This window comes from Chitinophaga sp. CF418 (genome assembly GCF_900142925.1).
Classification (GTDB): Bacteria; Bacteroidota; Bacteroidia; order Chitinophagales; family Chitinophagaceae; genus Chitinophaga.
This window is the reverse complement of the sequence record NZ_FRCN01000002.1, coordinates 731,813-758,503: the sequence shown is the minus strand read 5'-3', so window position 1 is coordinate 758,503 and position 26,691 is coordinate 731,813. Positions and strand designations below refer to the sequence as shown.

The following is a 26,691-nucleotide window of genomic DNA, read 5'->3' as shown; positions in this document are numbered from 1 at the left end:
TCGGCTCCGCCAGGAGCCTCGTGTTTGTAGCCCGGGGTGGCAACCCCGGGGCCGCATAACGGGATTCCCGTTTGCCAACCGGGGGGCAAAAAAAAGGCCCCCGCAAGAAATTGCAGGGGCTTACCATTTAACCTATATTCTGTACTGTAGCATCAAATTCTTTAAATATTTTCCAGGGAAAGAACATCTGTCATCACTTATATCATCCTCGAAAATGTCTCCCTCAAATATTTGTTGTATCTAAGACTGAGTATTATAACCGAAGTTTAATCGCTGTTCGGATTTTTTTTCATTTTTATTCTAACTTGCCGTCATATGAACAGGATTGACCGTCTTTCTGCCATTCTTATTCAGCTACAAGGCAAAAAAGTAGTGCGTGCCGCTGAAATAGCGGAACGTTTCGACATCAGCCTTCGTACAGTATACAGGGACGTCAGGGCGCTCCAGGAAGCTGGTGTGCCTGTAGGTGCAGAAGCGGGCACAGGCTATTATCTTGTGGAAGGCTACCATCTGCCACCGGTCATGTTTAGCCGGGAAGAGGCCGCCGCGTTACTGACCGGTGAGAAACTGATGGCTAATCTGAGTGACCATTCCAACAGGAAGGAATTCAGCAATGCCATGCAGAAGATAAAGGCTGTATTAAGAGGCAGTGAGAAAGACTTTCTTGAATCTCTTGAGGACAATATTGCGGTGGTAAGCCGCCGTCCGCCGGTAGGGGAAGAGTTTCCCAACCGTTTTCTTTCTGATATTCAATATTCTCTGGGTAAACAGCAGATCCTCCAGCTGGATTATTTCGCCCTCCATAATGAAACACTTACAAAAAGAGAGGTAGAACCCATTGGTATCATTTATATGAGTAATAACTGGTACCTCATTGCCTGGTGCCGCCTCCGGCATGGTTACAGGAACTTCAGAATGGACCGTATCAAGAATGTTTCTGTTTCAGCAGAAAGCTATGACAAAACCCGGCATATTACCCTCAAGGAGTATATAGACAAATATGGTGAATACGAGACGCAGGCCTATGAAGTCAAAGTCCGTTTCCCGGCTGCTCTTTCCCGCCGCATAGGAGATCAGAAATTCTATTATGGCCTGGTCGACGAGCGGACAGTGGGAGAATGCACCGAAATGACCTTTATGGCGCCCTGCCTGGAATGGTTCGGCCGCTGGCTGCTCTTGTGGGGTTCTGCTCCTGAGATCCTTGCCCCCGTCGAGCTCACGGAAAAGATGCAGTTGCTCGCCATGGAAATAAAACAACATTATTTGGAACCCCGTTCCCGCTCCTGACATAAGGCTGTCACTTCCCCCATTTTTCTTTGTATCAGTAAATAACTCTTTACTGATGAAATTACACCTATGGTGCCACTGGCTATTGTTGATCATTGGTAGCGTGCATCAGTTCACGCTGTCTGAAAAGACATGCTTTGTAACTCATAAGATTAAACGCAATACTAACCCATGTTATACTAAAACAATGTTTATGTCAAAAACAGACCTTACCCAGCTGCATAAGGCGCTTTATACTGCGCAGGCGCAGCCGGCACTTATCTTTGTGCCCGCCGGTCATTACATCGCCATTAATGGCAAGGGAGACCCCAACGGGGACCTGTTTGCCGATAGTACGCAGGCATTGTATACCGCAGCTTACAGCATTAAAAATGTATACAAACAATCCGGACAGGACTTTACTGTCAGCAAACTGGAGGGTACCTGGTGGGTTACCTCCGACAATTATCTTGAGGTACCGAGAGATGAATGGCACTGGCAACTGCTGATCCGTATGCCCGATTATGTAGTGAGTGCTGTTGTACAACAGACATTGAAAGCTGCATTTCTGAAGAAACAATTGCCCTTATTGCAACAGGTGTCACTTATCACACTGGCAGAAGGAAAAAGTGTACAGATCATGCATACTGGCCCCTATTCGGAAGAACCGGCCACATTACAGCTGATGGAGGATTTTATTAAGGAGGAGGGGCTGACGCGGAACGGCAGGCATCACGAGATCTATCTTTCAGATCCGCGGAAAACAGCGCCGGCTAAAATGAGAACAATCCTGCGGCAACCTGTGAAGTAAGTAAAGGGCTGATTATTTTTCGCCAAGACCTAACAGTTCTATGGCCTGCTGGGCGGCAATCTGGCTGGCGTCCTTTTTATTGAAGGCTTTGCCACTGCAGATCAGTTCACCATCTACTACGGCGCCTACGGTGAATATGCGACGGCCATTATCCATTTGTTCTTCCAGCAGGTCGAATTCCAGGGTCTTACCGTGTTTATTGGCCCAACCGTACAACTTGTTCTTATGGTTCATCTCTACATTCTCCAGTTGTTCCAGGTCGATGTAGGGAACGATAAGGCGTTGATGTACAAATTGTTTGGTCCTGTTGTATCCTTTATCCAGATATACGGCGCCAACCAATGCTTCGAGGGTATTACCGAAGATCTGGCTGATCTTCAGGAAGCTGTTGTATTTATCGTAGATAGTCAGTTTACGCAGGCCCATTTTGATAGCGATATCATTGAGCTGCTGACGGTTAACGATTTTAGACCGCATTTCGGTCAGGTACCCTTCTGTTTTGTAAGGATACTTTTTGAAGAGGTAGTCGCCGATGATAGCGCCAAGTATTGCGTCGCCAAGGTATTCCAGGCGTTCATTGCTTTCAAGGAATTTTTCCTTGCTGGACCGGTGGCTGAGGGCCACTTCATACAATGAGAAGTTGCCCGGGGCAAACCCCAGCAAATTGTAAAGGTCCTTGTACAGGCTCCTTTTTTTAGGAACGAATCGATATAAAAATCCTGGCAGTAATTTCACACAATCAAGCAACAAATTTTTTGAAAATAACTGATGCATTATGGCCACCAAATCCGAAGGTGTTACTTAATGCAGCGTTGATTTCTCTACGTTGTGCGACGTTAAAGGTAAAATTTAATTTGGGATCCAGTTCCGGATCCTTTGTAAAATGATTGATGGTAGGAGGTACAATACCATGTATAATAGACATAATTGCTGCGATGGATTCGATTGCTCCCGCAGCTCCTAACAGGTGCCCGGTCATAGATTTCGTGGAACTGATGTTCATATTGTAAGCATGTTCCCCAAAAACCTGTTGTATCGCTTTCACTTCCGCTATATCACCGAGGGGTGTGGAAGTTCCGTGCACATTAATATAATCAATATCATGGGGTTGCAATCCCGCATCTGCTAAGGCTAGCCGCATTACATTCATGGCACCTAATCCTTCCGGATGTGGTGCTGTAAGGTGATGGGCGTCTGCAGTTGCACCGCCTCCGGCCAATTCAGCATAAATCTTAGCACCTCTTGCCGTCGCATGTTCATAGGATTCTAACACGAGCCCTCCTGCACCTTCTCCCATGACAAAGCCATCTCTGTCAAGATCAAAAGGACGGGAAGCTGTTGTTGGGTCATCGTTTCTTTCGGAAAGGGCTTTCATGGCATTAAACCCGCCTATACAGGCTTCGTTAATAACATTTTCTGATCCTCCGGTGATCATTACATCCGCTTTGCCGTACTGTATGTACAGCATTGCTTCAATAATCGCATTGGTAGCAGAAGCGCATGCAGAAACGACTGAGAAGTTAGGGCCTCTGAAGCCGTGACGGATGGAAATATGCCCGGCTGCAATGTCGAGAATTAACCGTGGGATCAGGAAAGGACTGAAACGGGGAGTTCCATCCCCTCGACCAAATTCTTTCATCTCCTGACAAAAGTTGATCATACCTCCAATACCGGAAGCCCAGATCACCCCAACCCTGTCTACATTAACAGTATTGCGGTTAATCCCGGCGTCTTGTACGGCCTGGTCAGCGGCTATAACGGCCGTCTGTGTGAAAGGATCCATCTTGCGTGCATCCTTTTTATCCAGGTAATCGGTAGCTTCAAAGTTCTTCAGTTCGCAAGCAAAACGGGTCTTGAACTTGGCAGCATCAAAAAGTGTAATAGGGCCGGCACCGGATACACCGTCCGTCAATCCCTTCCAGAAATCGGAAACGGAATTGCCGAGCGGTGTAAGTGCGCCTAAACCTGTAACGACTACTCGTCTTGGTTGCATTAAAACAAATCTGATTAAGTAGGATTATTTCACATGTTCTTCCAGGTAGGCAACTGCCTGGCCAACAGTAGTAATAGTTTCAGCTTGTTCGTCAGGAATGGAGATGTTGAATTCTTTTTCGAATTCCATGATCAGTTCTACCGTATCCAAAGAGTCAGCGCCCAGGTCGTTGGTAAAGCTGGCTTCAGGAGTTACCTCGGCTTCGTCAACGCCCAATTTGTCAATAATGATCTTTTTAACTCTTGATGCAATGTCTGACATAATTTTAAGTGTTTTTGGTTTAAAACTTGAGTGCAAAAATATAATTTTTATTGAATTGACAAGAACGCACGCAAATTTTACGTCATATACTTTAGTTGTAGACCAATGAAATAACCGCCCAGTAAGGATTTCAGACATTATTATTAATACCGGCCAAAAGGTGTTTCCTGTCGAAAAGCCGCCTTTAAGGGCTTTCAGCCCCCATATATATGCGGTTATTGTCACAAAGAATTGATAGTTGCCACTCAACAGCCTAATTAGCCACCTATATACCGGAAAAATGCAATTAACTTTAATTAACACTGTAACCTCCCTAGCAGTAATCCCATTTATTAAATTTGCCCGGATTATCCCTTCTATATTAAATTAATACAAGCACATGGCTGGCAATACGAAGATCCTGAAGACGGTTTTATTTCTGATAGTGGCTGCTGTCATTATCGGTTTTATTATCATGAAAGCAACTACTCCGGGGAAAAAAGCAGAAAACGCACCTGAGAAAGCTGCAGGTGGTAAAGCTGGAGGTGCAAAAAACCTCCTGGTAGACGCTTATGTGGTTAAAACCACTTCTCTGAATGAAACCATAGAAGCGAGCGGTACCCTACAGAGTAATGAAGAAGTGCAGGTACAGGCAGAGATCACAGGCCGTGTTACAGGTCTCTTTTTTAAAGAAGGTACCCAGGTTTCCAAAGGAACCCTGCTGGTAAAGATCTACGATGAAGATCTGAAAGCCCAGTTGCAGAAACTGGAACTACAACGTCAATTGGCTAAAACAACCCTTGAAAGACAGGAAAATCTCCTGAAGATCAATGGTATCAGCCGCCAGGATGTAGACGTTACCCGCAACCAGGTAAGTGCCTACGGTGCAGATATCGAATACACACGTACTCAGTTACAGAAAACAGAACTGCGGGCGCCTTTTTCCGGCAGACTTGGCCTGAGGAATGTAAGCCTTGGCGCCATTGTAACACCTACTACTATTATTACTACCCTCCAGCAGATAGATCCGCTGAAAGTGGATTTCTCCGTTCCGGAAAAGTACCGTACAGCCATCAGCCAGGGAGATCAGGTAGATTTCAAGGTGGCCGGAGATCAGCAGACATATAAAGGTCAGATCTATGCTATCGATCCAAAAATCGACCTCTCCACCCGTACTATTAAAATAAGGGGCCTGGTGCCTAATGCCGGTAAATTATTTCCCGGCGCCTTTGCCCGCGTGCAGATCTCACTGAAAAATATGCCAGATGCCATCATGATACCTACACAGGCCGTCATTCCAGGTACACGCGATAAAAAAGTAGCGATCGCTGATAGTGGAAAAGCGAAATTTGTAATAGTAGAAACAGGCATTCGTAATGCGGACAATGTACAGGTTACCAGCGGTCTCAACCCCGGTGATACTGTTATTACAAGTGGTATCATGCAGCTCAGACCAGGAATGGTACTCAAATACAACGAGATTAAATAGACAGGTCTACTACTAATAATAATAACGAACGTCTGCCAGCTGTCATCTGCAGGCCTTTAAATATACTTCAATGAGTCTCCCTTCGCTATCGCTTAAACGTCCCGTATTCGCTATTGTGATGAATATCATCATTGTGATATTCGGCGTAGTGGGATTCAACTTCCTGGGGGTGAGGGATTTTCCCGCCATTGATCCCCCTATCGTGAACGTACGTACCTCTTATGCAGGCGCCAATTCCGATATCATAGAAACACAGATCACTGAGCCATTGGAGAAATCTATCAATGGTATAGCCGGTATCAAAAACATATCCTCGTCCAGCAGCCAGGGCTCCAGCAATATTACCGTTGAGTTTGAACTGGGTATAGACCTCGAGGCCGCTGCCAACGACGTACGCGATAAAGTATCACAGGCACTCCGTAGCCTGCCGCCCGATATTGATGCACCACCTGTTGTATCAAAAGAAGACGCAAACTCTGATTATATACTGTCAATGACAGTACAGAGCAATATCCGCAATCAGCTGGAAATCACCGAATACGCTAACAACGTATTGCTGGAAAGACTGCAAACCATTCCCGGCGTAAGTTCCATCCGTATACTGGGTGAAAAGAAATTCGCCATGCGCCTCTGGATGGACCCCGCCCGTTTGTCTGCATATAGTCTTACTCCTACAGATGTACAGGCTGCTCTCGTCAAAGAAAACGTGGAACTACCCTCTGGTAAGATAGCAGGTAATGCTACTGAACTGACTGTACGTACTTTCGGCCGTTTGAACACAGAAGACGATTTCAATAACCTGATCATCAAAAATGATAATGGTAATGTAATCCACTTCCGCGATGTGGGACAGGCCGTGCTCGGCCCGGAAAATGAGGAAACCATCCTAAAGGAATCCGGTGTTCCCATGATAGCACTCGCCTTAACGCCCCAGCCGGGTTCTAACTATGTGGCTATAACGGATGAGTTCTACAAACGTTATGAGCAACTGAAGAAAGACCTTCCGGATGATATTGTTACGAACATCGCTATTGACAATACTAAATTCATCCGTAAGTCTATTGAAGAGGTGGAAGAGACACTGATGGTGGCATTGGCGCTGGTGATCATTATTATCTATCTCTTCTTCCGTGACTGGCTCATGGCTTTCCGTCCGCTGGTGGATATTCCTGTATCCCTCATTGCGGCGTTCTTCATCATGTACCTCTGCGGCTTTACGATAAATATCCTGACACTACTTGCTATAGTACTGGCTACAGGGTTGGTGGTAGATGATGGTATTGTGGTTACAGAGAATATCTATAAAAAGATAGAAGCAGGGATGCCTCGTATGAAAGCTGCAAAGGAAGGTTCTGAAGAGATCTTCTTTGCGGTAATTGCAACATCCATCACACTGGCTTTCGTATTCCTGCCTATTGTGTTCCTGCAGGGATTTGTGGGTAGATTGTTCCGGGAATTCGGGATCGTGGTAGCAGGCGCTGTATTGGTTTCAGCTTTTGTATCGCTGACGCTGACACCGGTACTGAACGTAAAACTGGGCCGTAAGACACATAAACATTCCTGGTTTTATGAGAAGACAGAGCCTTTCTTCACAGGTATGGAATCAGGTTATCAGCGAACATTGGAAGCATTCATGCGTATACGCTGGATAGCCACCCTGATCGTGCTGGCCTGTGTTGCAATGATCTATTTCATATTCAAAAATCTGCAGTCAGAACTGGCGCCCATAGAAGACCGCAGCCAGTTCCGCCTGTCCATTACTGCTCCGGAAGGTACTTCTTACGACTATATGGAAAAGTATATGGATAGCCTTACACAGTTCATGAACGATTCCATTCCTGAGAAGAAGATACTCATCTCCGTTACCTCTCCTGGTTTTGGTGGTACGGGTGCGGCCAACTCCGGTTTTGCGAACGTTGTGCTCACCGAGCCAAATGAACGTCAGCGTTCGCAAAAACAGATCGTGAACATGGTGAACCGCAACATGTTCAAATTCCCGGAAGGTAAGGTATTTGCTATCGAGCAACAGACCATACAAGTAGGACGCCGTGGTGGTTTGCCTGTGGCTTTCGTACTCCAGCACATCAATTTTGACAGTCTTTCGGCAGTATTACCGCAATTCCTGGAAGAGGCCAATAACGATCCAACCTTTGCTGCTGTCGACGTAGACCTGAAATTCAATAAACCGGAATTACGTATCCAGATCAATCGCGCCAAAGCAAGCGAACTGGGTGTATCTGTAGATGATATTTCACAAACCTTACAGCTGGCACTCAGTAACCTGCGTTATGGATACTTTATACGTAATGGTAAACAATACCAGGTAATGGGCCAGGTATACCGTGGCAGCCGGGATAAACCGACCGACCTGCAGAATATATATGTGCGTAACATCCGTGGTGAAGCCATTCAGCTGGATAACGTTGTAACGATAGAAGAAGAAACAAGTCCTCCTGTTATTTATCACTTTAACCGTTATAAATCAGCTACGGTCTCAGCCAGCCTGGCGCCAGGCAAAACTATCGGCGATGGTATCAATGCTATGTATGCCATCTACGGTCGTTTGAAAAAGAAAGGCGTACTGAACGATAACTATGTATATGCGTTGGCAGGTTCTTCCCGCGACTATGCGGAAAGCGGCTCCAACACAATGTTTGCGTTGGTACTGGCACTGGTGCTGATCTATCTTGTACTGGCCGCACAGTTTGAAAGCTGGGTCGATCCGTTGATCATCATGATAACGGTACCACTGGCGTTTGCAGGTGCATTGTTCTCCTTATGGTTATTCGGCCAGACCTGGAATATCTTCTCACAGATCGGTGTAATCATGCTGATAGGCCTTGTTACAAAGAACGGTATCCTGATCGTGGAATTTGCGAATCACAAACGTGATGAAGGCTATACCAAATCCAAGGCAGCTATTGAAGCATCCGCTATGCGTCTGCGCCCGATCCTGATGACCAGCCTGGCGATGGCGCTGGGTGCATTGCCTATCGCAATGTCACTGGGAGCTGCGGCTACCAGCCGTATCCCATTGGGTATTGTGATTGTGGGCGGTATCGTATTCTCACTGATCCTGACATTATTTGTAATACCGGCCATGTATACTTTCTTATCAAGGAGAAAACCTGCATCTGACAGCATTGAAGAAGAAGAGGCGGAGACCTCCTCAGTGCATGCATAAACATCAGCAATTAAATGAAACGTACACTTCTATATTTCTCTTTATTACTGGGCACCGCTGTACATGCGCAGCAGGTGCTTACGCCCGAACAGGCGATAGACCTGGCATTAAAGAATAACTACGATATCCGTCTGGCAAAAAATGATGCAGCAATCACAGCTAATGATTATGCCTATGCTAATCTGGCTTTTGCTCCACGTGTAAATGGTACAGCCAATAAAGTATGGAACAGCACACGGACCAAACAGGAATTTGCCAATGGCAGCAAACGTGATACCAGCGGCATTCGCTCCAGTACATTAAGCGCCAATGTCAGTCTTGCATGGACCTTATTCGACGGATTAAAGATGTTTGCCACCAGGCAGAAACTTGAATCGCTCCGCGACCTTGGTGAACTGGCGGTAAAAGACCAGGTGATCAACACCGTGGCCAACATCATTGCCGGCTATTACAATGTAGTACAGCAAAAGCAACAATTGCGCAATCTTGCGGAACAACTGTCCATATCAGAAGAAAGGGTAAAGCTGTCTGATGCTAAATTCCAGACCGGCCTGGGACCTAAAACAGACTGGCTGCAGTCAAAGGTTGACTACAATGCATTAAAAGCTTCTTATCTGCGTCAGCAGACATTGATAGAACAAAGCAAAGCATCCCTGAATCAGCTGATGGCTGTCGATGCCGGCAATATACAATATGACGTGCTGGACACCATTCCGCTGAATATGGATCTTTCTTACGGCGGACTAAGACAGGAAGCGTTGCAAAAGAACACCGGCCTGATGGTGGCACAACAAAACCTCAGGGTATCTCAGCTGCAGCTGAAAGAAAGCAAAGGAGATTATTTCCCGGTGATAAATTTCAACTCTGCCTATAACTATTCAAGGGTCAATTCTAACGCAGCTACGAACTCATTCAGCCCTATATACAACCAGAATGGCGTGCTTAGCTATGGATTCTCTGCTACTATCCCCATTTTCAATGGGCTGAATGTTAAAAGACAGGTGAATGCTGCCAAACTGAACGTAGGTTATCAGCAACTGACATTGGAAAATACACGCACAATAGTGGACCTTTCGCTGACCACCGCTTTCAAAGATTACGACTATTACAAAACTGCCGTTACACTGGAAGATGAAAATCTGGGGCTGGCGAGAGAAAACGTAATGGTAGCTATGGAACGTTTCAGACAGGGAGTAAGTACGGTGATAGAAATGAAGGAAGCACAGCAAAGCCTGGAAGATGCTTATAACAGATTGATCAACGCGCGTTATAATGTTAAACTTGCAGAAACACAGCTGCTAAGATTAAATGGCTCGCTGGTAAAATAAAACAGGCGATAGCATAAAAAAGGGTCCGTTTAAAACGGACCCTTTTTTATGCTATCGTAAATAATGCTTAATTATTGCTGTTCTTCTTTCTTTGCCGGCATGGCTTTATCCTGCTGGTAATGCTTGAAGCTCTCCTTTATGAATAACATCAGGTCATACTCTGTGGCCTCCTGGAGGAACTGATAGCCCGGCCTGTATCGCAACATAAAAGTATCAAGCTCATCCCCGCTCAGTTTTGTCATTCTTTCCACCAATTCAGGATTATAGCGGTTGTCAATGAACTTTTCCTTTTCCCAGTATACCAGCTGTTCCTGGAAATGCTCTTTACGCTTACGCGCCTTGCTGGGCACCAGGTAGGTGAGGGCTGTAATGGGATTGGAAGGAAGCGTTTTTAACACATCCATAGCCCCCGGTTTATGATAATTAAAATATTTACCATATTCTTCACGGGTAGCGAGTGAATCATGTTTATAGTCCTTTCCCACTACTGTTACCTGTCCCAGGCCAATGATCTGGCGAGTAAGATAAACATTAATGAACATGGAGGTAGTAGGAACTGTAAGGCTCTTTTTATAATAGCTCAGAATTGAAAACTCAAGTGTATCCCCCGGCATCGCGTCAATGGAAAAACGGCCGCTTTCGTTGCTGATGGTTCCGCTCCGGGTAGCTTTGTTAATAATAGTAACCCCCGGTAGCCCTGTTCTGGCATCTGCATCTGCCACCATACCAGATACCCTTACCTGCGCGTTGGCATGCTGCAGAAAGAATAACAGGTATAAAAACAGTGCTCCGATGCTACCGGAAAGTTGTATAAATCGTCTAGGCATCGCTCAAATTTAGTTTTCCCAGCGCAAATGAAAAGTTAAAAAATAGTTCTCCGTCGACAGACTACAGTCCATAATTTATAAGAAACAAGCATTAAACTTAGGATTTTTATTTCTAATAACTCAACAGTTCATGCCGAACGGCAAATAAATTCCCCGTCACAGGCCAAATAATCTGTATGTAAAAACTATATTATTACCTTTATTCTTCATTTCGAAAAGTATGCCTAACAGGATCTTATTTGCAACGCAACGTTATCAGTATCTGAAAGACAGGTTATTATCTCTTGTTCCGGAATGGGAAGAAGGGCTGCTGGATATCCGGGACTTTCCGGATGGGGAGCATTATCACCGGATAACGAGTAAAGTGGCAAACAAAGAAGTGATCCTGGTAGGTGGCACTATTGACGACAAGGAAACATTAGAACTTTTTGACATTGCTCATGGCTGTATCCAGGAAGGAGCATGCGCCATCAACATCGTGATCCCGTTTTTTGGCTACTCAACGATGGAACGGGCCGTAAAACCAGGAGAGATTGTGAAAGCCAAAACCCGGGCATTGTTGTTCTCCGCCCTGCCTTCCACCACTTCGGGCAATAAAATACTGATGATGGACCTGCATGTGGACGGCATTACCTACTACTTTGAGAGTGGTATCCGCCCTGTACATTTATACGGCAAAGACCTGGTAAAGGAAGCCGCGCTTGAAATAGCCGGAGACCGTCCGTTTGTGCTGGCCAGTACAGATGCCGGCCGCGCAAAGTGGGTAGAATCTCTGGCCAATGATCTCCATGTTTCAGCAGCTTTCGTGTTCAAAAAACGTATCTCAGGAGAAGAAACACATATTACTGCTATTAGTGCAGATGTACAGGATAAACTGGTGATCATTTACGACGATATGATCCGCACAGGAGGTTCTCTACTACACGCTGCAGAAGCATACCTGCAGGCAGGCGCAAGTGAAATAGCTGTCATTACCACACATGGTATTTTTGCAGGCAATGGATTTGAGAAAATCAAACAAAGTGGCGTTATAAAAAAAGTTGTTTGTACAGATACCCACCCCAACGCGCTTGCCATCAACGATGAATTCCTCACGATTAAATCAGTAGATAAGATCATTGCGGAGTACTTTAGTTAGCAGTACTCAGATATTCCCCATGTTCATTGAGTATACCGTTGGCAAGGTGTTTGATATACAGCGCAAAAGAAAAAAGAAGGGATTGCTGTTGTAGCGGAAACCATAGCCAGGGTACATAGGGGGAATGACAAATGTTATAATAACTGTCGCATCCTCATCTCAGATCAAATAATGATTAGCATACAATTATGCCTGAATGTCTATACGCGTCAGCGTATGGAGCGCCAACTAATAACTGCATGAACAGTGCGTGAATACACATTTTTAATAAATATCAGCTCCGGGGCTCATTGTAACAGGCGTTTAGATTGTATTGTAATTAGCAGAGAAGTTATCACATAATATAGAGATAGAAGCGGCAACCTGCTTCAAAAAAATTTGTAACCAAATCTTACCATATAAGATGAGAAGCCATGTACTCAACTGGTTGTGGCTGTGCTTTGCCTTTTTCTGTAGTGTAAAACCCGTTAAAGCAGGCACACGCGTTAACCACTCCATTTCCGGAACCAGTGCTGAGATAATCAGATATCAGCCATCTGTTACAGATAATGTTAGCTTTCAGCAGAAAGATACCACTGTAAAACCCACTACCAGCCCGGTAGTTATAACACCTTCCTCATCGGGGAAGAAAGACACTACTAAACCTGCAACTGCATCACCCGTAGTCGTCACTCCTTCGTCTGATACATCACGACCGAAGAAAGATTCGGCTGCTAAAACAGCAACTGATACAACAGCCAAACCAAAGCGTGATACCGCACTGATCCTTCCCGCAGATTCCAATAAACTGAAGAAAGAAGCAAATCAGTTTAGCCTGAAAGGTGTGGTAAAAGAAACTGGTGGTACACCAATTCCCGGCGCACAGGTTGTAAATCTTTCTACGAAAGAAGCGGTCGCTACAGCTGCAGATGGTGCGTTTACGTTAAAGGCATCTCTCGGAGATACCATCAAAATTGCCGCTCCCAGCTATGCTGAACAGTCGGTCCCGCTCGATTCAAGAGAACAGCTGAATATACGCCTGGCATCCGCATCTGCCGGCCAGAAAGCACTCAAAGAAGTAGTAGTAACCGCCTTGGGTATCCAGAAAAATACACGTGCTGTTGGCTACGCAGTGGAAGAAGTAGGTGGAAATGCCGTACAGGAAGCAAAGGAAGTAAACTTTGCCAATGCGCTCACAGGTAAGGTACCCGGCTTGCAAATCAATACCAACACAGGTTCTATGGGTGGCTCTACGAAGATCACTATCCGTGGTGTAAAGTCTATCCTGGGCGACAACAATGCCTTCATAGTTGTAGATGGTACTCCATTCATAAATAATAATACCAACCAGGGTGGTCAGCTGAACGGTGGTGGTGGTTATGACTTTGGTAGTTCTCTTCAGGATATTAACCCTGAAGATATCGACAATATATCCGTCCTGAAAGGTGCTGCGGCCACTGCGCTGTATGGTAGCCGCGGTGCAAATGGTGTAATGCTGATCACTACCAAGAAACGTCCTGAAGTGTCTGGTGGTATAGGCGTTACTTATAGCATGAATGCACAGATGGACAGAGTATATGTACTGCCTGAATACCAGAATGAGTATGGTGGTGGTACCGGTGGAAAGTTTGATACACTCTATTACAATCAGCATCCGGAAGCTTTCATCGATGAAGCGCATGCTACATACGATAACAATGATGGTAAAGGCCGCTATGATCTGTTGGCAAAATATTACGATGATGCTTCATGGGGACCTAAACTGGATGGCCAGATGGTACGTCACTACTGGTCATGGGACAAGAACAAAGGGAACCCTTACTTTGGTCAGACAGCACCATGGGTAGCTAATCCCAACAACGTGAAGGATTTCTACAGAACGGGGTACACACTCACCAACAATATAGCCATGGCCGGTAATGATGGAAAAGGTTATTTCCGTCTTTCCTATGGCAATATGAATCAGATATTCGTATTACCGAATGCGTCCTTAAATCGTAATAACCTTTCCTTTAACGGCGGGTATGAGCTAGCCAAAGGGCTCCGTGGCGTAGCCTCACTGAATTATACTGCGATGAAGGCTAAAGCCAGGCCGGGTACCGGTTTCACAGGTCCTAATCCAACACTGCAGTTCACTATGTACGGACAGCGACAACTGGACATTGACAAGGAGAAACAGTATCAGTATGCAGATGGATCACAGATCACCTGGAACCGTAAATCCTGGAGTGATCCGGCGGTGGCTTCAAGTAATGGCCCATACTGGAACCGCTATATGGATTATGAAACAGACAGCCGCAACCGTATATTCGGTAATGCAGGCCTTGACTGGGACCTAAGCAAATGGCTGACCATCAGCGGCAGGGTGTTTATGGACGATTATAATACCCTGGAAGAGGAAAGAACAGCGAAGGACTATCTCATAGGAGGCTATATCAAACGTGTTCGTACATCCAGAGAGATGAACTACCAGTTAACGGCAAACATTAATAAAGACCTTAGTAAGGACTTTAAGCTGAATGCTTTAGTGGGTGGCAATATCATGCATCGTAAATGGACCACTACCGGTGGGAGTACTGTGGGAGGTCTGATCATTCCTGGTGTATATAACCTGAACAACTCATTGCAAACGGCACTACCTATTGATGAGTTCTTCGAAAAACAGATTAACTCAGCTTTTGCCACAGCATCCCTGGGTTACAGAAATTTCCTGTTCCTCGAACTGACAGGCCGTGCTGATTGGAGCTCTGCACTGTTGAGCGAAAACAATCCGTACTTCTATCCATCTGCATCAGCCTCCTTTGTCTTCTCAGATCTGCTGAAAGACTGGAAATGGCTGACCTTTGGTAAACTGCGGGCCAGTGCATCACAAGTGGGTAGTGATACAGATCCTTACCAGATCTATGATACTTACCAGTTCATTCCGCCATTCGGCAATTACCCCGCCACACAGCTGACGGCTACCAAATATAATAAGACACTGAAACCGGAACGTACAAGAGAATATGAAACAGGTATCTCACTGAAATTCTGGGATGATCATATCGGCCTTGATGTTACTTATTATGACAGGGTCACAAAAGACCAGATCATTCCGCTGCCTATCTCTTCTGCTTCAGGTTTTACCAATACGATTGTAAATGGTGGCAGTGTACAGAACCGTGGTCTTGAAATAGGACTTAACCTGAATCCTATCCGCCTGAAAAATGGTTTCCGCTGGGATATCAATGCGAATATCGCACGTAACCGTAATAAACTGCTCAACCTGGACATTCCTCAGTATAACAGCTCCCTGCCGGTATTGCTGATCGGTACAGACCGCAGAACAACCAGGGTATCTGTAGCTGCTTATGTAGGTAAACCAATGGGAACAATATTGGGAACTGATTATGTATACGATGCTCAGGGCCGGAAAATTGTGGGGTCTGATGGTCTGTACAAAATCACAAACACCCCCGTACCTATTGGTAACGCATATCCTGATTATGTAGGTGGTGTGACCAACTCCTTTACATATAAGGGCGTTTACCTGTCGGCACTCGTCGACTTCCAGCATGGAGGTGATTTCTTCTCTTATACCAATATGTATGGTAAAGGTTCCGGTCTGCTGGATATTACCGCAGCAAACGGAGTAAGGGAAAAAGGTATCATTGCTGAAGGTGTAACAGAAGAAGGCAGGCCAAACGAAGTAGTATTGGACGCTGCTACCTATTTCCAGAACAATGAAGGTAAAACGCTGAGCAAGGCCAATCTGTATGACGCGAGCTACATCTACCTGCGTGAGGTTAAGCTCGGATATAATCTGCCTGAGTCATGGTTCAAAAAAGTGCATGCACAAAGCGCCCGTCTTTCTTTGTATGGACGTAACCTCTGGCTGATTAAATCCAATGCACCGAATGTGGATCCTTCCAATATTCTGAACTCATCATCGAATATTCAGGGTATTGAAGGTGGCGCTTTGCCTTCACTGCGTTCTTATGGTGTTAACCTGAGTGTTTCATTCTAAAACTGAATTCAATGCTGAAAAGATTCTTAATATATGCATGGCCGGTATTATTCATCTTCGTGATGATGGCAGGGTGTAAAAAGCTCGATGACATTAATCACGATCCTACCCGCCCTACTACTACATCTCCTGCTTACCTGCTGACCGGCGCAGAGAAAAATGCAATGGACTACCTCTACAGTACACTGCAGAATGGCTATATCGGTATGCATTATGCACAATACTGGTCGGGGAATTCAAGAGTGGGAGACAGCCAGTATGCGATTGATGAAAATAACAATACAGCCTTCTGGAACTTTATGTATGTGTCGCTGCATAACCTGGACAAGATCGTTACACTTAACAATGAAAGTGGTAACAATCCGGCAGCTAAAAATCAGAATGCCATTGCCACCATATTAAAAGTATGGCTGTATCAGATCCTGACAGACACCTACGTGAATATACCTTATTCACAGGCCCTAAAAGAAGGCGAGAATATTACACCGGCATACGACAGTCAGGAGTCAATCTATACTTCACTTATTGACACATTACAACAGCAGATCACAGCATTGGACCCGGCACAACCTACATTCACTTCCGGCGATGTGATCTACAATGGTGATGTAACAAAATGGCGGACGTTGGCGCATTCTTTACTGCTCCGCTTAGCCATCCGTGTCGCAGACGCTGCGCCTGAAAAGGCAAAAGCTGTTATCGAAGCCAATTACCAGGCAGCCATGACCAGCAATGGTGACAACGCACAATTCGCATATATTGCCACTGCACCTAATAAGTTTCCTTTAAATGATTCCGAGAGGGAAGTACTGGATTTCTTTGTCAGCACAACGCTGGTGAATTATATGAAAAGCACAAATGATCCCCGTCTGGGTATATATGCAAGACCGGCTAAAGGTACGGGGCAGATCACTGGGCTGATATATGGTATCAGTGCTAATGATCCCACCAGACTAGCTCCTGATAATTATTCCTATCCTGGCACACAGATATATTCTGCTACCATGCCAGGTATCCTGATGACATATCCGGAAGTGGCCTTTATTCTGGCAGAAGCAGCAGCAAGAGGCTGGTCAGTGGGTCAACCGGCCGCAAGCTGGTATGAAGCCGGCATTAGAGCTTCCATGGCTTATTGGCAGGTTACCACAGGTGTTGATGCATATATTGCGTCTGTACCTTACACTGCTGGTGACTGGAAAAATGTGATTGGTACACAGAAGTGGCTGGCGTTGTATCCACAGGGCTTCCAGGCATGGTTTGAGCGCCTGCGTCTGGACTTCAAAAAGCCAAATGGTGATTCATTATTTATAGCGCCTTATTCCGGCTCATTAGACCAGAATGTTCGTTTTGTACCATCCCGTCTTACTTATCCTTTAGGAGAGCAGACACAGAATGCGGCAGCGTATAAAAAAGCAGCCAGTGATATTGGAGGAGATACGAAAGCAACGAAGAGCTGGTGGGATAAGTTCTAACAAACACAACTATCCTACATAAATTCCCGCCGTCTGAGATGATGGTAAAAGCCCTGGCCCTGCGGCCGGGGCTTTTTAATTGATATTATTATTAGCCAGGCGGCTGAATTCTTTCTGTGCGTCTTCTGATTTAAATGCGCTGGTGGGAACGAGGAAGAAGTTCTTTTTACCCCGGTAAAGGAAGAAAAAGTTTTTGGCCTCCACTACTTTGGTAAATGTGCTCCAGGAGAGCAAGCGCTGATGTTCACTATTACGGGTGGAAATAGTGATCCCTTCTTCAGAATATTTCAGGTGAATATTGTCTTTGAAAGTAGCGGCTTTATTGTAGATAGATACGGGCAACAAAAACCAGAACACCGCAATGATCAGCAGTACCATGGCTGCTATACCAATGAGGGCGCCAGTTGTAACTATTTTGAAAGCATATCCGGCCATTGTGAAGGCCAGCAGGATGAAGAGTGTGTTTCGGAATACTTTTATTTCTCCCCGCTGCATGAAATGATAGCGTAATGCATTCAATACCTCCTCCTTATTGTAACTAAACTCCAAAAAATGCATTATGGCAAGGCAAACTTTTTATTTATTAACAGGGAGTGTCATCTGACTCTCCATATCGTCTCTTCTGCTGACAGGTGCATATTTTTTCCGATTGGCAACTGGTTGTTTTTTAACAGCGGAGGCGTCATCAGACAGATCATCCTCACTCAAGCCGGGAAAATTATTCTTTACGAATTGAAAATACTGCTGTAAGGTCTTTGGATCGACTTTGAAAGGGAAGGCCAGCTCATTGCCGGTCATCTTTAAAATGTCGTTATTGTTGATGCGGGACTCATTCTGAAGGTACCATTTGTAGAGGTCTACAATTCCCTTCTTCAACTCCTCTTCATACATTTTATCACCATCCTGATCTTTGGGCAACATCCACACGTATTCCTCAACCCTGCCAGGTCTGGCAGCGGCGACTTTCGTAGATGTTACAGATTTATCATCGCAATTAGCATTCTTACTTCCGGTTTTGTCCCCTTCTTTTTCCTTCTCCTTCTCTTTCGCAGCTTTGGTTTTGTCCTCGTCCTTCCATTTTTCGCTACTTGCGCTTGCTGATGCGGCTGAGGCTAAACTTACCAACAGCAGAAACAACAGCTTTTTCATAGTGTAAAAAATTTGTAAGACTAAAAATACAAAATCAAAATTATAAATCCCAAACAATTGTACCGGAAAAACGGCCGCTCCGGCAGAAAAAACAAAAGCAATGGATAAACCATTGCTTTCGAGAGTCATTTTACATTGCATGATGATTCACGCCTGTAGGAAATATTTGGTTTTTCATAGGACAGTAACCATAATAAAATTAATACAATAACAAATATAATAAATATTTATTGCAAGATAGACAACCTCATAAATATTTGAAATTCTTCAAATTGTCATCACTCTTTTTAAAAAGCTGGTAAAAAATTAAAAGATTTGTTAAAAATCCAAAATCCACTTTTTTACGGATATATTAAAATAAACATAAACTGTCCTCCGGAAGCATTGTTGAAAAAGGCAGTGAACAACCAAAAGAAAATCGTAAACAGACAATGAAAAACTATAGTGGATTGCTAAAACAGATCAGTAAAAGGAGAGATTAATTTTGCAGTAACGCAAGGCAGATAGTCCGTAAATGGCTAGAAATAGTAAGGGCACCTGGAAAGGCGCCCTCAATTTGTTACTATCCTATGAAAACCCTATTTGAATACAAATGTAAGCTCATGTTATTTTTCTTTGAAATTTTCAGGCCACAATAACAAATCATTAACAAAGGCAGGGGCCGTATAATAGCTGTAACCCTTTACTGTATTGAATTTAACACATTCCGACTTTTTTGCTAAATTCGTTAACGAGCCCTGAAATTCACTATAGATGGGACTGTTTTGGCTGTATTTGATAACATATTCATCAGCCAAATCACATGACGAGGCCGGTAGAATGGCCTTTTACGCTCATTTAAGTACTTGCTGGGGCTGTTAAAAAAGTATATTTTTATTTGATATGAAACCCTTTTAACCTTTTTGGTTTTCATTGGTTTACAAAGAGGAAATGGCCTGAAGATTGTGAGGTAAACGAGCAGAACCCTTGCTTGGCGGGGACTTTCACGAATAAAAAATGGATAATATGCATATTTAACTAACAATGTGACTTATTACCGAAAAATTTATACATTTGCGACAACCGGAACAATGCTATTTTAATGCACAATAAAATATACAACTCTTTTATCGATAGAAAGGCGAAGGGTATAAAATCTTTTGCTGTTCTGATTGATCCGGACAAGGTAACTCCTGCTGGCATAGCAGACCTTGCGGCAAAATGTACAGCAGCAAAGGTGGATTACATTTTTCTGGGAGGCAGTCTTGTGATCACTGATCACCTCGATGAATGCGTACAACAGTTTAAAAGTCTATGTGATATTCCTGTTGTATTGTTTCCCGGTAGCCCATCTCAGGTCTCCCGCTATGCTGATGCATTGCTCTATCTGTCCGTAATATCTGGCCGTAACCCCGAATTACTGATAGGACAACATGTGTTATCAGCTCCCGCTGTTAAAAAAAGCGGATTGGAAGTTATTTCTACCGGTTACATCCTGATAGATGGTGGTGCCCCTACTACCGTTTCATATATCAGCAATACGACCCCGATTCCTGCCGATAAAGACGACATTGCTATGTGTACTGCCATCGCAGGAGAAATGCTCGGCATGAAGGTAGTTTTCATGGATGCAGGCAGCGGCGCCCGTAAGCCTATCAGTGAAACCATGATAGCACGTGTTGCCAGCCAGGTATCGGCCCCTATCATAGTAGGCGGCGGTATTCGCGATGCAGAAAAGGCATACCTCAATTGCAAAGCCGGCGCTGATATTATCGTTGTAGGAAACGCTATTGAGAAAGAAACCTCTCTGATTAAAGAAATGGCTGATGCAGTACACGCAGCTGCTCCAGTATTAAAATAATTAAACTTAAAAGAGAAACGCTGATTGCCGTAGTGAATACGATAATCAGCGTTCTCTTTTTTATTTTTAAGTCCTGCGGCTACTTCCTGCAGCCATAGGGCGATCTTTGAAAAGCTGTAATAATTATCCCGGCCAATCCTCTATACGAAACAGATCCGGTCTGGAACAACCCTCAAAGGCTCATCATCTCTTTAAACTTCACAGCCTGCCTGCGGCTCACTTCTATTTTTTCCCCTCCACGCATTTCCAGCAGCAAACCTCCGTTGAAATAGGTATCGATTTTCTCGATCATGCGTAGGTTTACAATGTGCTTCCTGTTGGCCCGGAAAAAGGTCCGCTCATCCAGACGTTCCTCCAATGCATTTAAAGACTTCAGTATCAGCGGTTTATTACCTTCAAAATACACCCTGGCATAGTTGCCTACACTTTCAAAAAGCCGGATCTCCTGCAGTTTAACAAACCAGCAACGGTCTCCGTCCTTTACAAATACCTGGTCATTTTCTGAGAGGATAGTCCGGATAGCCCCGGCTTCCGCCTGCCGCTCTTTTTCCTCCAGCTGATGCAACTTATGAATTGCATCCGCCAGGCGTTTAGGCTCTATAGGCTTCAGCAGGTAATCCAGCGCATTATATTCAAATGCTTTCAGTGCATGCTCATCATAAGCTGTGGTGAAGATCACCTGTGGCGCTTTTTCCAATTCTGCCAGCAAATCAAAACCTGTTTTATCCGGCATTTGTATATCCAGGAAAAGCAGATCAGGATGCAGTGTTTCAATTTTTTCCAGTCCGTCCTTTGCATTTACGGCTTCTCCCACTACCACTATCTCAGGGTGGTCAGCCAGTAATTTTTTCAGCTCGCTTCTGGCCAGGCGTTCGTCATCGATTATCAAAGCTTTTTTCATGAGCAACTACTTTTAAACTTGGCGCAAATAATACTACTAAAACAACGGCATCAGCACTTTTGCTTCAACCGTCGCCTCATTTTTATTATAAATATTGAATGACGCTTTATTCCCATACAACAAACTCAACCGTTGCCTGGTGCTTTGCAGGCCAAAACCATGTCCCGTTGTTTCTTCTCCTCCTATCTGTCCCGTATTTTCTATCGTGATTTCATGATGCATGTCCCTCACATGCGAACCGATCACTACCGTTCCTCCACTTACTGTGCGGGAAATACCATGTTTAATGGCATTTTCCACCAATGTCTGCAGCATCATAGGGGGGATAGGCAGTTCCAGTGTTTCAGGATCTATATCATATTGCACTTTCAGCCGCTCTTCGAACCGGATATTCTCCAGTGCAAGGTAATCTTTTACTATATCTAACTCGTTCTCCAGGTTCACCGTCTCCGCCTTTTCCACCTGCATGGAGCTTCTCAGAATATTAGACAGCTCCGTGATTGCTGTCCTGGCCCTTTGCGGATTCTCATCCACCAATGCCCGGATGCTGTTCAGGGCATTAAAGATAAAATGGGGGTTCAACTGGGATTTGATCGTTTTCAGCTCAAGTTCTTTAACCGTGCTTTCCAGTTTCAGTTTATCCACCTGGCTGTTACGGCTACGCTCAATGTAGTGCCACACAAAATAGACCAGCCACCAGATTGCAGTAAGTGTAAATATGGGTAACAGGAAAGTCAGCGTTTTCTGGTCTGTCAGGCCCCGTTGCTGCCAGGAATACCTGAACATGTTCCCCGCTGTAGTAATACCTACGTAGATAATGATCCCTGCGCTTACGGTGAGGCCGAAAAAAAGCAGCATCTGGCTCTCAAAACTATACTGAAACCAATTCAACCTTTTGATAACGATCCGTAACAAATGCGTGGCCAATATCCCAAAAAACATGATCATCAGCAGGTTTATCAGATAGAATGAGCCAAAAGAGCCAGCAAATGAATAGGCAAAGAAAAGATTGACTACTGCATATGTCGTCCAGCCCAGAATCTGACACCACCAATATCTTGATATTCGTTTAAACATCTATCTGAAAATTAGTAAACTACTGCTACATTTCAAAAATACCGATGTGCTTAGCCCACCTTGCCGCAAATGTTATGAGTGGGTTCCCGGCATGGCAGAAGTCCAAATGTGCTGATGTATGGAATAAATGTACATTAGCACATTAATTTGTACTTTTGTTTACTAAATCCTGCATCAAGAAGTATGAATATTACGCCGGGCCCATTGCTGGGCAAGATCGAAACCCCTGCCGATTTGCGGAATCTCAGTAAAGAGCAGCTGCATGAGGTGAGTGAAGAACTCCGCCAGTTCATTATTGATGTTGTCAGTGTGCATGGTGGCCATTTTGCGGCCAGTCTGGGTGTTGTGGAGCTGAGTGTGGCACTGCATTATGTATTTAATACCCCATATGACCAACTGGTATGGGACGTAGGGCACCAGGCCTACGGTCATAAGATCCTGACAGGCCGGAGAGACGTTTTCCATACTAACCGTAAATATCATGGTATCAGTGGCTTCCCTAAAAGGGATGAAAGCGAGTACGATACTTTCGGAGTAGGGCATTCCTCTACCTCCATTTCTGCAGCCCTGGGTATGGCTATTGCCTCCAAATACAAAGGCGAAACAGACCGTCAGCACATTGCCGTGATCGGCGATGGAGCCATGACAGCAGGTATGGCATTCGAGGCCCTCAATCATGCAGGTGTGGCCAATGCCAATGTGCTGATCATCCTCAATGACAACTGTATGTCTATTGACCCGAACGTAGGCGCTTTAAAAGAATACCTGACCGACATTACTACTTCTCCTACATACAACAAGCTGCGTGACGACGTTTGGAACCTGCTGGGCAAACTGCCCGTAGGCAAACGCTTTACCCGCGACATGGCCTCCAAACTGGAAGCCGGTCTGAAAGGCGTCGTATCCGGCTCCAGTAACCTGTTCGAATCCCTGAAACTGCGTTATTTTGGTCCTATTGACGGACATAATATCGTGAAGCTGGTGGATACCCTCCAGGACCTGAAAGACATTCCCGGCCCTAAACTGCTGCATATCGTGACCACAAAAGGTAAAGGATATGCACTGGCGGAGAAAGACCAGACTACCTGGCACGCTCCGGGCCTGTTTGATAAAATTACCGGTGAAATCTTCAAGAAACAACCGGATAAACCACAACCTCCCAAATACCAGGATGTATTCGGTCATACCATTATAGAACTGGCAGAGCAGAATAAGACAGTGATGGGCATTACGCCCGCCATGCCTTCCGGCTCATCCCTGAAGTTCATGATGGAGAAAATGCCCGACCGCGCCTTTGACGTGGGTATCTGTGAACAACATGCTGTAACCCTCTCTGCCGGTCTGGCCACACAGGGTATGCGCGTGTTCTGCAATATCTACTCCTCTTTCATGCAAAGAGCCTATGACCAGGCTTTACACGACGTAGCCATCCAAAAGCTGCCTGTCGTATTCTGCCTGGACCGCGCTGGTCTTGTTGGAGAAGATGGCCCTACCCATCACGGTGCTTATGATATCGCTTATATGCGTTGTGTACCCAACGTCATCATCAGTTCACCGATGAATGAAGAAGAGTTACGCAACCTGATGTATACCTCCCAGCTACCCACTCAACAGATGCCTTTTGTGATCCGCTATCCGAGAGGACAGGGTGTAATGCCTGACTGGAAGCAGCCATTTAAGGAAATAAAGATCGGTACAGGTCGTAAGCTGCGTAGCGGTAAGGACATCGCCATCCTTTCTCTGGGTCACCCGGGCAACTTTGTAACAGAAGCCTGCAAAGAACTGCTGGCCGACGGTTTACAGCCTGCCCACTACGATATGCGTTTCGTAAAACCACTGGATGAGGCCTTACTGCATGAAATATTCAGCGAATTTGATAAGGTGATCACAGTAGAAGATGCAGCTGTAACAGGCGGCTTCGGTAGCGCAATCCTGGAATTTATGGCCATGCATGGCTATAAAGCAGATGTGCGTATGCTGGGTATTCCTGACCGGATTGTAGAACATGGTAAACCGGAAGACCTGCACCGCGAATGTGGCTATGATGCCGCCGGTATTGCCAGTGCAGCGCGCGCCATGTTAAAAGAAAAGATCACTGTTACTGCCTGATAATAAAGTCAGCACAACAAAAATACATATGAAGCCACCTCTGTGACATTGTTCATACAGGTGGCTTCCTTATTTTTATAGCATGGATGAATTGTATATACACCTCCGCATCAGGGAGGTCATAGCAGAAACACAGGATGCATTTACCTACAGGCTGGAAACTATCGACGGGCAACCTCTTGAATACCAGGCAGGGCAATTCATTACCTTTCTGATCTACCTGCACGGTACAGAATACAGGCGCTCTTATTCCTTCAGCTCTACCCCGGGAATTGATCCGTATCCATCCGTCACCATCCGTGAGAAACAGAACGGGGAAATATCCCGTCACATCCTGCATCACTGGAAAGCCGGCGACCAGGTAACGGCTTTACTGCCTTCCGGTCGTTTTGCACTGCCCGGGCATATCACCACGCCACGGGATATCTTTCTGCTGGGTGCAGGGAGCGGTATTACACCTCTTTTTTCTCTTTTGAAGGATATACTCTATAATGAGCCTACGGCCCATATTAAGCTTATTTACAGCAATACATCCGAAAGACGCAGCATTTTCCACAGGCAGTTACAGGAACTGTTGACGCAGTTCCCACAGCAACTGCACATTATCCATTTGTACAGCAGTGATCCGGATCAGATCATCCGCAGGCTCAGCAATCTTTCCCTGGAGCCGCTGGTACAGCAACAACTCCGCTACAGGAAACAGGATGCCCAGTTCTTTGTATGCGGCCCGCCGGAATATATGCGTATGGCGCTCTTAACCCTTACTTACATGGGGTTTGAAGCCGCACAGCTGCATAAAGAGAATTTCGTGGTAAATACAGCCCCGCAGCTGGCAAGAATAGGCACACCGGAAGATGGCTCCATGAAGAACGTGGAATTACATCTGCGTGGTGGAGTGCATAAACTCTCCATTCCCGGCAATCACAATATACTTGGGGAGGCGTTGGCACAAGGCATCGCCATACCATATAGCTGCAAAGGCGGTGTTTGCGGTTCCTGTACTGCCCGCTGTATAAAGGGGAAAGTGTGGATGGCCCTGAATGAAGTGCTAACGGACAAAGAGATTGAGCAGGGCTTCGTCCTCACCTGCACCGGTTATGCGGTTAGTGCAGAAGTAGTGATCGAGATATAAGCTTTATACTTTACGAAAAAGCACTGAAAGCCTGAAACTCATCCCGTAATTCATTGTACAGTTTCCTGAATGTATGCATACGGTCCTGCAGAACATCAAAATCATCCACGGGACGATCGTCATGCAATATTGGAGGGTTCCCGTTGTTCGATATCTTTTTTGCGGATTGTTTCAGATCATGACGCAATTCATCTGCTTTTTCCTCCTGACAAATGAACTGGTTCTGGAAGTGCTCTATCTGAACCAGGGACTCTTCCTCAGTTTTTCTGAGAGATAACTGCTCTAATTGGCTGCGCATAGACCGGATGGACTCCCTGGTACTGTTCACTTCGTCCTTCCAGTTACTGATCTGTTCGAGATCTGAAGTTTGTGCGGATACTTCCATGTGTATTGATTTTAACGTGATATAATTAAGCAATACAATATTTGTCCGTAACACATTTCTAAGTTACAAAGCTTTTTCCAAATAGGAATTAGGAATTAACAACCAGGAATTGCAGTCTGTGGTTATTTATTACTTTAATAAAAAAGCTGTTATATAAGAAGTATATTCTTCCTATACAACAGCCGTCTTATTCCTGTTTACTATTTCAGATAAGCATTATACATCCATACCAGCTTCTCCTGTTCCCGGATGTAAGTGGTGATTTCACTTCTTCTATGGCTGATTGTTCTATATAATCCAAGTTCTTTGGATGTCTTCTTTTCAAGTCCGATGTTCGTGGTTGCGGTACTCATAGCGAGATATTT

21 protein-coding genes are annotated in these 26,691 nt (G+C 45.0%); 11 read left to right on the top strand and 10 right to left on the bottom strand.

Annotated elements, in window-relative coordinates:
- The first annotated feature begins 315 nt into the window (after nt 1-315).
- On the top strand, nt 316-1,287 hold the full coding sequence (locus F3I09_RS07650; RefSeq protein WP_149694443.1) for a YafY family protein: 972 nt from the start codon (nt 316-318) through the stop codon (nt 1,285-1,287).
- A 193-nt stretch (nt 1,288-1,480) separates the two neighbouring features.
- The gene (locus F3I09_RS07645) at nt 1,481-2,077 is read left to right on the top strand and encodes a GyrI-like domain-containing protein (RefSeq protein ID WP_149694442.1); all 597 of its coding nucleotides are present in this window, start codon (nt 1,481-1,483) and stop codon (nt 2,075-2,077) included.
- A gap of 12 nt (nt 2,078-2,089) precedes the next feature.
- Here the strand turns inward: F3I09_RS07645 and rnc are convergent, their stop codons facing one another.
- From rnc to F3I09_RS07630, 3 genes are read right to left on the bottom strand one after another with little or no spacing between them, the layout of a single operon-like run.
- Nucleotides 2,090-2,812, bottom strand: a complete 723-nt coding sequence (gene rnc, locus F3I09_RS07640; RefSeq protein ID WP_223233164.1) for a ribonuclease III — start codon at nt 2,810-2,812, stop codon at nt 2,090-2,092.
- Between the two features lie 4 nt (nt 2,813-2,816).
- Nucleotides 2,817-4,070 carry a beta-ketoacyl-ACP synthase II gene (fabF, locus tag F3I09_RS07635; RefSeq protein WP_149694441.1) on the bottom strand — a complete coding sequence of 418 codons (1,254 nt, stop codon included), beginning with the start codon at nt 4,068-4,070 and terminating at the stop codon, nt 2,817-2,819.
- Between the two features lie 24 nt (nt 4,071-4,094).
- Nucleotides 4,095-4,331 (bottom strand): acyl carrier protein, encoded by a 237-nt coding sequence (locus F3I09_RS07630; RefSeq protein ID WP_012788038.1) that lies wholly within the window; start codon nt 4,329-4,331, stop codon nt 4,095-4,097.
- A 379-nt stretch (nt 4,332-4,710) separates the two neighbouring features.
- On the opposite strand from F3I09_RS07630, the gene F3I09_RS07625 reads away from it, so the two are divergent.
- From F3I09_RS07625 to F3I09_RS07615, 3 genes are all read left to right on the top strand, one after another.
- Nucleotides 4,711-5,799 (top strand): efflux RND transporter periplasmic adaptor subunit, encoded by a 1,089-nt coding sequence (locus tag F3I09_RS07625; RefSeq protein ID WP_149694440.1) that lies wholly within the window; start codon nt 4,711-4,713, stop codon nt 5,797-5,799.
- A 70-nt stretch (nt 5,800-5,869) separates the two neighbouring features.
- The gene (locus F3I09_RS07620) at nt 5,870-8,983 is read left to right on the top strand and encodes an efflux RND transporter permease subunit (RefSeq protein ID WP_149694439.1); all 3,114 of its coding nucleotides are present in this window, start codon (nt 5,870-5,872) and stop codon (nt 8,981-8,983) included.
- Between the two features lie 14 nt (nt 8,984-8,997).
- Nucleotides 8,998-10,311: a TolC family protein gene (locus F3I09_RS07615; RefSeq protein ID WP_149694438.1), complete on the top strand. Its 1,314-nt coding sequence runs from the start codon at nt 8,998-9,000 to the stop codon at nt 10,309-10,311.
- A 71-nt stretch (nt 10,312-10,382) separates the two neighbouring features.
- Here F3I09_RS07615 and F3I09_RS07610 read toward each other — a convergent pair whose 3' ends face one another.
- Entirely contained in the window at nt 10,383-11,138 is a 756-nt protein-coding gene (locus tag F3I09_RS07610; RefSeq protein ID WP_149694437.1) for a carboxypeptidase-like regulatory domain-containing protein, read from the bottom strand.
- Between the two features lie 220 nt (nt 11,139-11,358).
- Here F3I09_RS07610 and prs point away from each other — a divergent pair, with 220 nt between their 5' ends.
- The 3 genes from prs (at nt 11,359) to F3I09_RS07595 (ending at nt 17,733) form a co-directional block, all read left to right on the top strand.
- Nucleotides 11,359-12,276: a ribose-phosphate diphosphokinase gene (gene prs / locus F3I09_RS07605; protein ID WP_149694436.1), complete on the top strand. Its 918-nt coding sequence runs from the start codon at nt 11,359-11,361 to the stop codon at nt 12,274-12,276.
- A 403-nt stretch (nt 12,277-12,679) separates the two neighbouring features.
- A complete protein-coding gene (locus F3I09_RS07600) occupies nt 12,680-16,261 on the top strand; it encodes a SusC/RagA family TonB-linked outer membrane protein (RefSeq protein ID WP_149694435.1) in 3,582 nt (1,193 codons plus the stop codon).
- Between the two features lie 11 nt (nt 16,262-16,272).
- On the top strand, nt 16,273-17,733 hold the full coding sequence (locus F3I09_RS07595; protein ID WP_149694434.1) for a SusD/RagB family nutrient-binding outer membrane lipoprotein: 1,461 nt from the start codon (nt 16,273-16,275) through the stop codon (nt 17,731-17,733).
- A gap of 75 nt (nt 17,734-17,808) precedes the next feature.
- Here the strand turns inward: F3I09_RS07595 and F3I09_RS07590 are convergent, their stop codons facing one another.
- Entirely contained in the window at nt 17,809-18,282 is a 474-nt protein-coding gene (locus tag F3I09_RS07590; protein ID WP_188133721.1) for a YcxB family protein, read from the bottom strand.
- Between the two features lie 27 nt (nt 18,283-18,309).
- Nucleotides 18,310-18,882: a hypothetical protein gene (locus F3I09_RS07585; RefSeq protein ID WP_149694432.1), complete on the bottom strand. Its 573-nt coding sequence runs from the start codon at nt 18,880-18,882 to the stop codon at nt 18,310-18,312.
- A gap of 1,081 nt (nt 18,883-19,963) precedes the next feature.
- On the opposite strand from F3I09_RS07585, the gene F3I09_RS07580 reads away from it, so the two are divergent.
- Complete coding sequence (locus tag F3I09_RS07580; protein WP_149694431.1) at nt 19,964-20,722, top strand: geranylgeranylglyceryl/heptaprenylglyceryl phosphate synthase; 759 nt, start codon at nt 19,964-19,966, stop codon at nt 20,720-20,722.
- A gap of 172 nt (nt 20,723-20,894) precedes the next feature.
- On the opposite strand, the gene F3I09_RS07575 is transcribed toward F3I09_RS07580, so the two are convergent.
- Together F3I09_RS07575 and F3I09_RS07570 are read right to left on the bottom strand one after the other, a co-directional pair.
- Entirely contained in the window at nt 20,895-21,623 is a 729-nt protein-coding gene (locus F3I09_RS07575) for a LytTR family DNA-binding domain-containing protein (protein WP_089828960.1), read from the bottom strand.
- Between the two features lie 36 nt (nt 21,624-21,659).
- Complete coding sequence (locus F3I09_RS07570; RefSeq protein ID WP_149694430.1) at nt 21,660-22,700, bottom strand: sensor histidine kinase; 1,041 nt, start codon at nt 22,698-22,700, stop codon at nt 21,660-21,662.
- A 183-nt stretch (nt 22,701-22,883) separates the two neighbouring features.
- Between F3I09_RS07570 and dxs the strand changes: the two genes are divergently transcribed.
- Nucleotides 22,884-24,809, top strand: coding sequence for a 1-deoxy-D-xylulose-5-phosphate synthase (gene dxs, locus F3I09_RS07565; protein WP_149694429.1), 1,926 nt, complete (start codon nt 22,884-22,886; stop codon nt 24,807-24,809).
- Nucleotides 24,810-24,891: 82 nt separating this feature from the next.
- Nucleotides 24,892-25,941 (top strand): flavin reductase family protein, encoded by a 1,050-nt coding sequence (locus tag F3I09_RS07560; RefSeq protein ID WP_149694428.1) that lies wholly within the window; start codon nt 24,892-24,894, stop codon nt 25,939-25,941.
- A gap of 10 nt (nt 25,942-25,951) precedes the next feature.
- Here the strand turns inward: F3I09_RS07560 and F3I09_RS07555 are convergent, their stop codons facing one another.
- Both F3I09_RS07555 and F3I09_RS34010 read right to left on the bottom strand, forming a co-directional pair.
- Nucleotides 25,952-26,326 carry a hypothetical protein gene (locus F3I09_RS07555; protein WP_149694427.1) on the bottom strand — a complete coding sequence of 125 codons (375 nt, stop codon included), beginning with the start codon at nt 26,324-26,326 and terminating at the stop codon, nt 25,952-25,954.
- 200 nt (nt 26,327-26,526) lie between these two features.
- Nucleotides 26,527-26,679, bottom strand: a complete 153-nt coding sequence (locus F3I09_RS34010) for a hypothetical protein (protein WP_188133720.1) — start codon at nt 26,677-26,679, stop codon at nt 26,527-26,529.
- Between the last annotated feature and the right edge of the window lie 12 nt (nt 26,680-26,691).

Bases quoted from the DNA above. Each gene is read 5' to 3' on its own strand.
- F3I09_RS07650 (WP_149694443.1), top strand. From the start codon at position 316: ATGAACAGGATTGACCGTCTTTCTGCCATTCTTATTCAGCTACAAGGC.
- F3I09_RS07645 (WP_149694442.1), top strand. From the start codon at position 1,481: ATGTCAAAAACAGACCTTACCCAGCTGCATAAGGCGCTTTATACTGCG.
- fabF (WP_149694441.1), bottom strand. From the start codon at position 4,070: ATGCAACCAAGACGAGTAGTCGTTACAGGTTTAGGCGCACTTACACCG.
- F3I09_RS07630 (WP_012788038.1), bottom strand. From the start codon at position 4,331: ATGTCAGACATTGCATCAAGAGTTAAAAAGATCATTATTGACAAATTG.
- F3I09_RS07625 (WP_149694440.1), top strand. From the start codon at position 4,711: ATGGCTGGCAATACGAAGATCCTGAAGACGGTTTTATTTCTGATAGTG.
- F3I09_RS07620 (WP_149694439.1), top strand. From the start codon at position 5,870: ATGAGTCTCCCTTCGCTATCGCTTAAACGTCCCGTATTCGCTATTGTG.
- F3I09_RS07615 (WP_149694438.1), top strand. From the start codon at position 8,998: ATGAAACGTACACTTCTATATTTCTCTTTATTACTGGGCACCGCTGTA.
- F3I09_RS07610 (WP_149694437.1), bottom strand. From the start codon at position 11,138: ATGCCTAGACGATTTATACAACTTTCCGGTAGCATCGGAGCACTGTTT.
- prs (WP_149694436.1), top strand. From the start codon at position 11,359: ATGCCTAACAGGATCTTATTTGCAACGCAACGTTATCAGTATCTGAAA.
- F3I09_RS07600 (WP_149694435.1), top strand. From the start codon at position 12,680: ATGAGAAGCCATGTACTCAACTGGTTGTGGCTGTGCTTTGCCTTTTTC.
- F3I09_RS07595 (WP_149694434.1), top strand. From the start codon at position 16,273: ATGCTGAAAAGATTCTTAATATATGCATGGCCGGTATTATTCATCTTC.
- F3I09_RS07585 (WP_149694432.1), bottom strand. From the start codon at position 18,882: ATGAAAAAGCTGTTGTTTCTGCTGTTGGTAAGTTTAGCCTCAGCCGCA.
- F3I09_RS07580 (WP_149694431.1), top strand. From the start codon at position 19,964: ATGCACAATAAAATATACAACTCTTTTATCGATAGAAAGGCGAAGGGT.
- F3I09_RS07575 (WP_089828960.1), bottom strand. From the start codon at position 21,623: ATGAAAAAAGCTTTGATAATCGATGACGAACGCCTGGCCAGAAGCGAG.
- F3I09_RS07570 (WP_149694430.1), bottom strand. From the start codon at position 22,700: ATGTTTAAACGAATATCAAGATATTGGTGGTGTCAGATTCTGGGCTGG.
- dxs (WP_149694429.1), top strand. From the start codon at position 22,884: ATGAATATTACGCCGGGCCCATTGCTGGGCAAGATCGAAACCCCTGCC.
- F3I09_RS07560 (WP_149694428.1), top strand. From the start codon at position 24,892: ATGGATGAATTGTATATACACCTCCGCATCAGGGAGGTCATAGCAGAA.
- F3I09_RS07555 (WP_149694427.1), bottom strand. From the start codon at position 26,326: ATGGAAGTATCCGCACAAACTTCAGATCTCGAACAGATCAGTAACTGG.
- F3I09_RS34010 (WP_188133720.1), bottom strand. From the start codon at position 26,679: ATGAGTACCGCAACCACGAACATCGGACTTGAAAAGAAGACATCCAAA.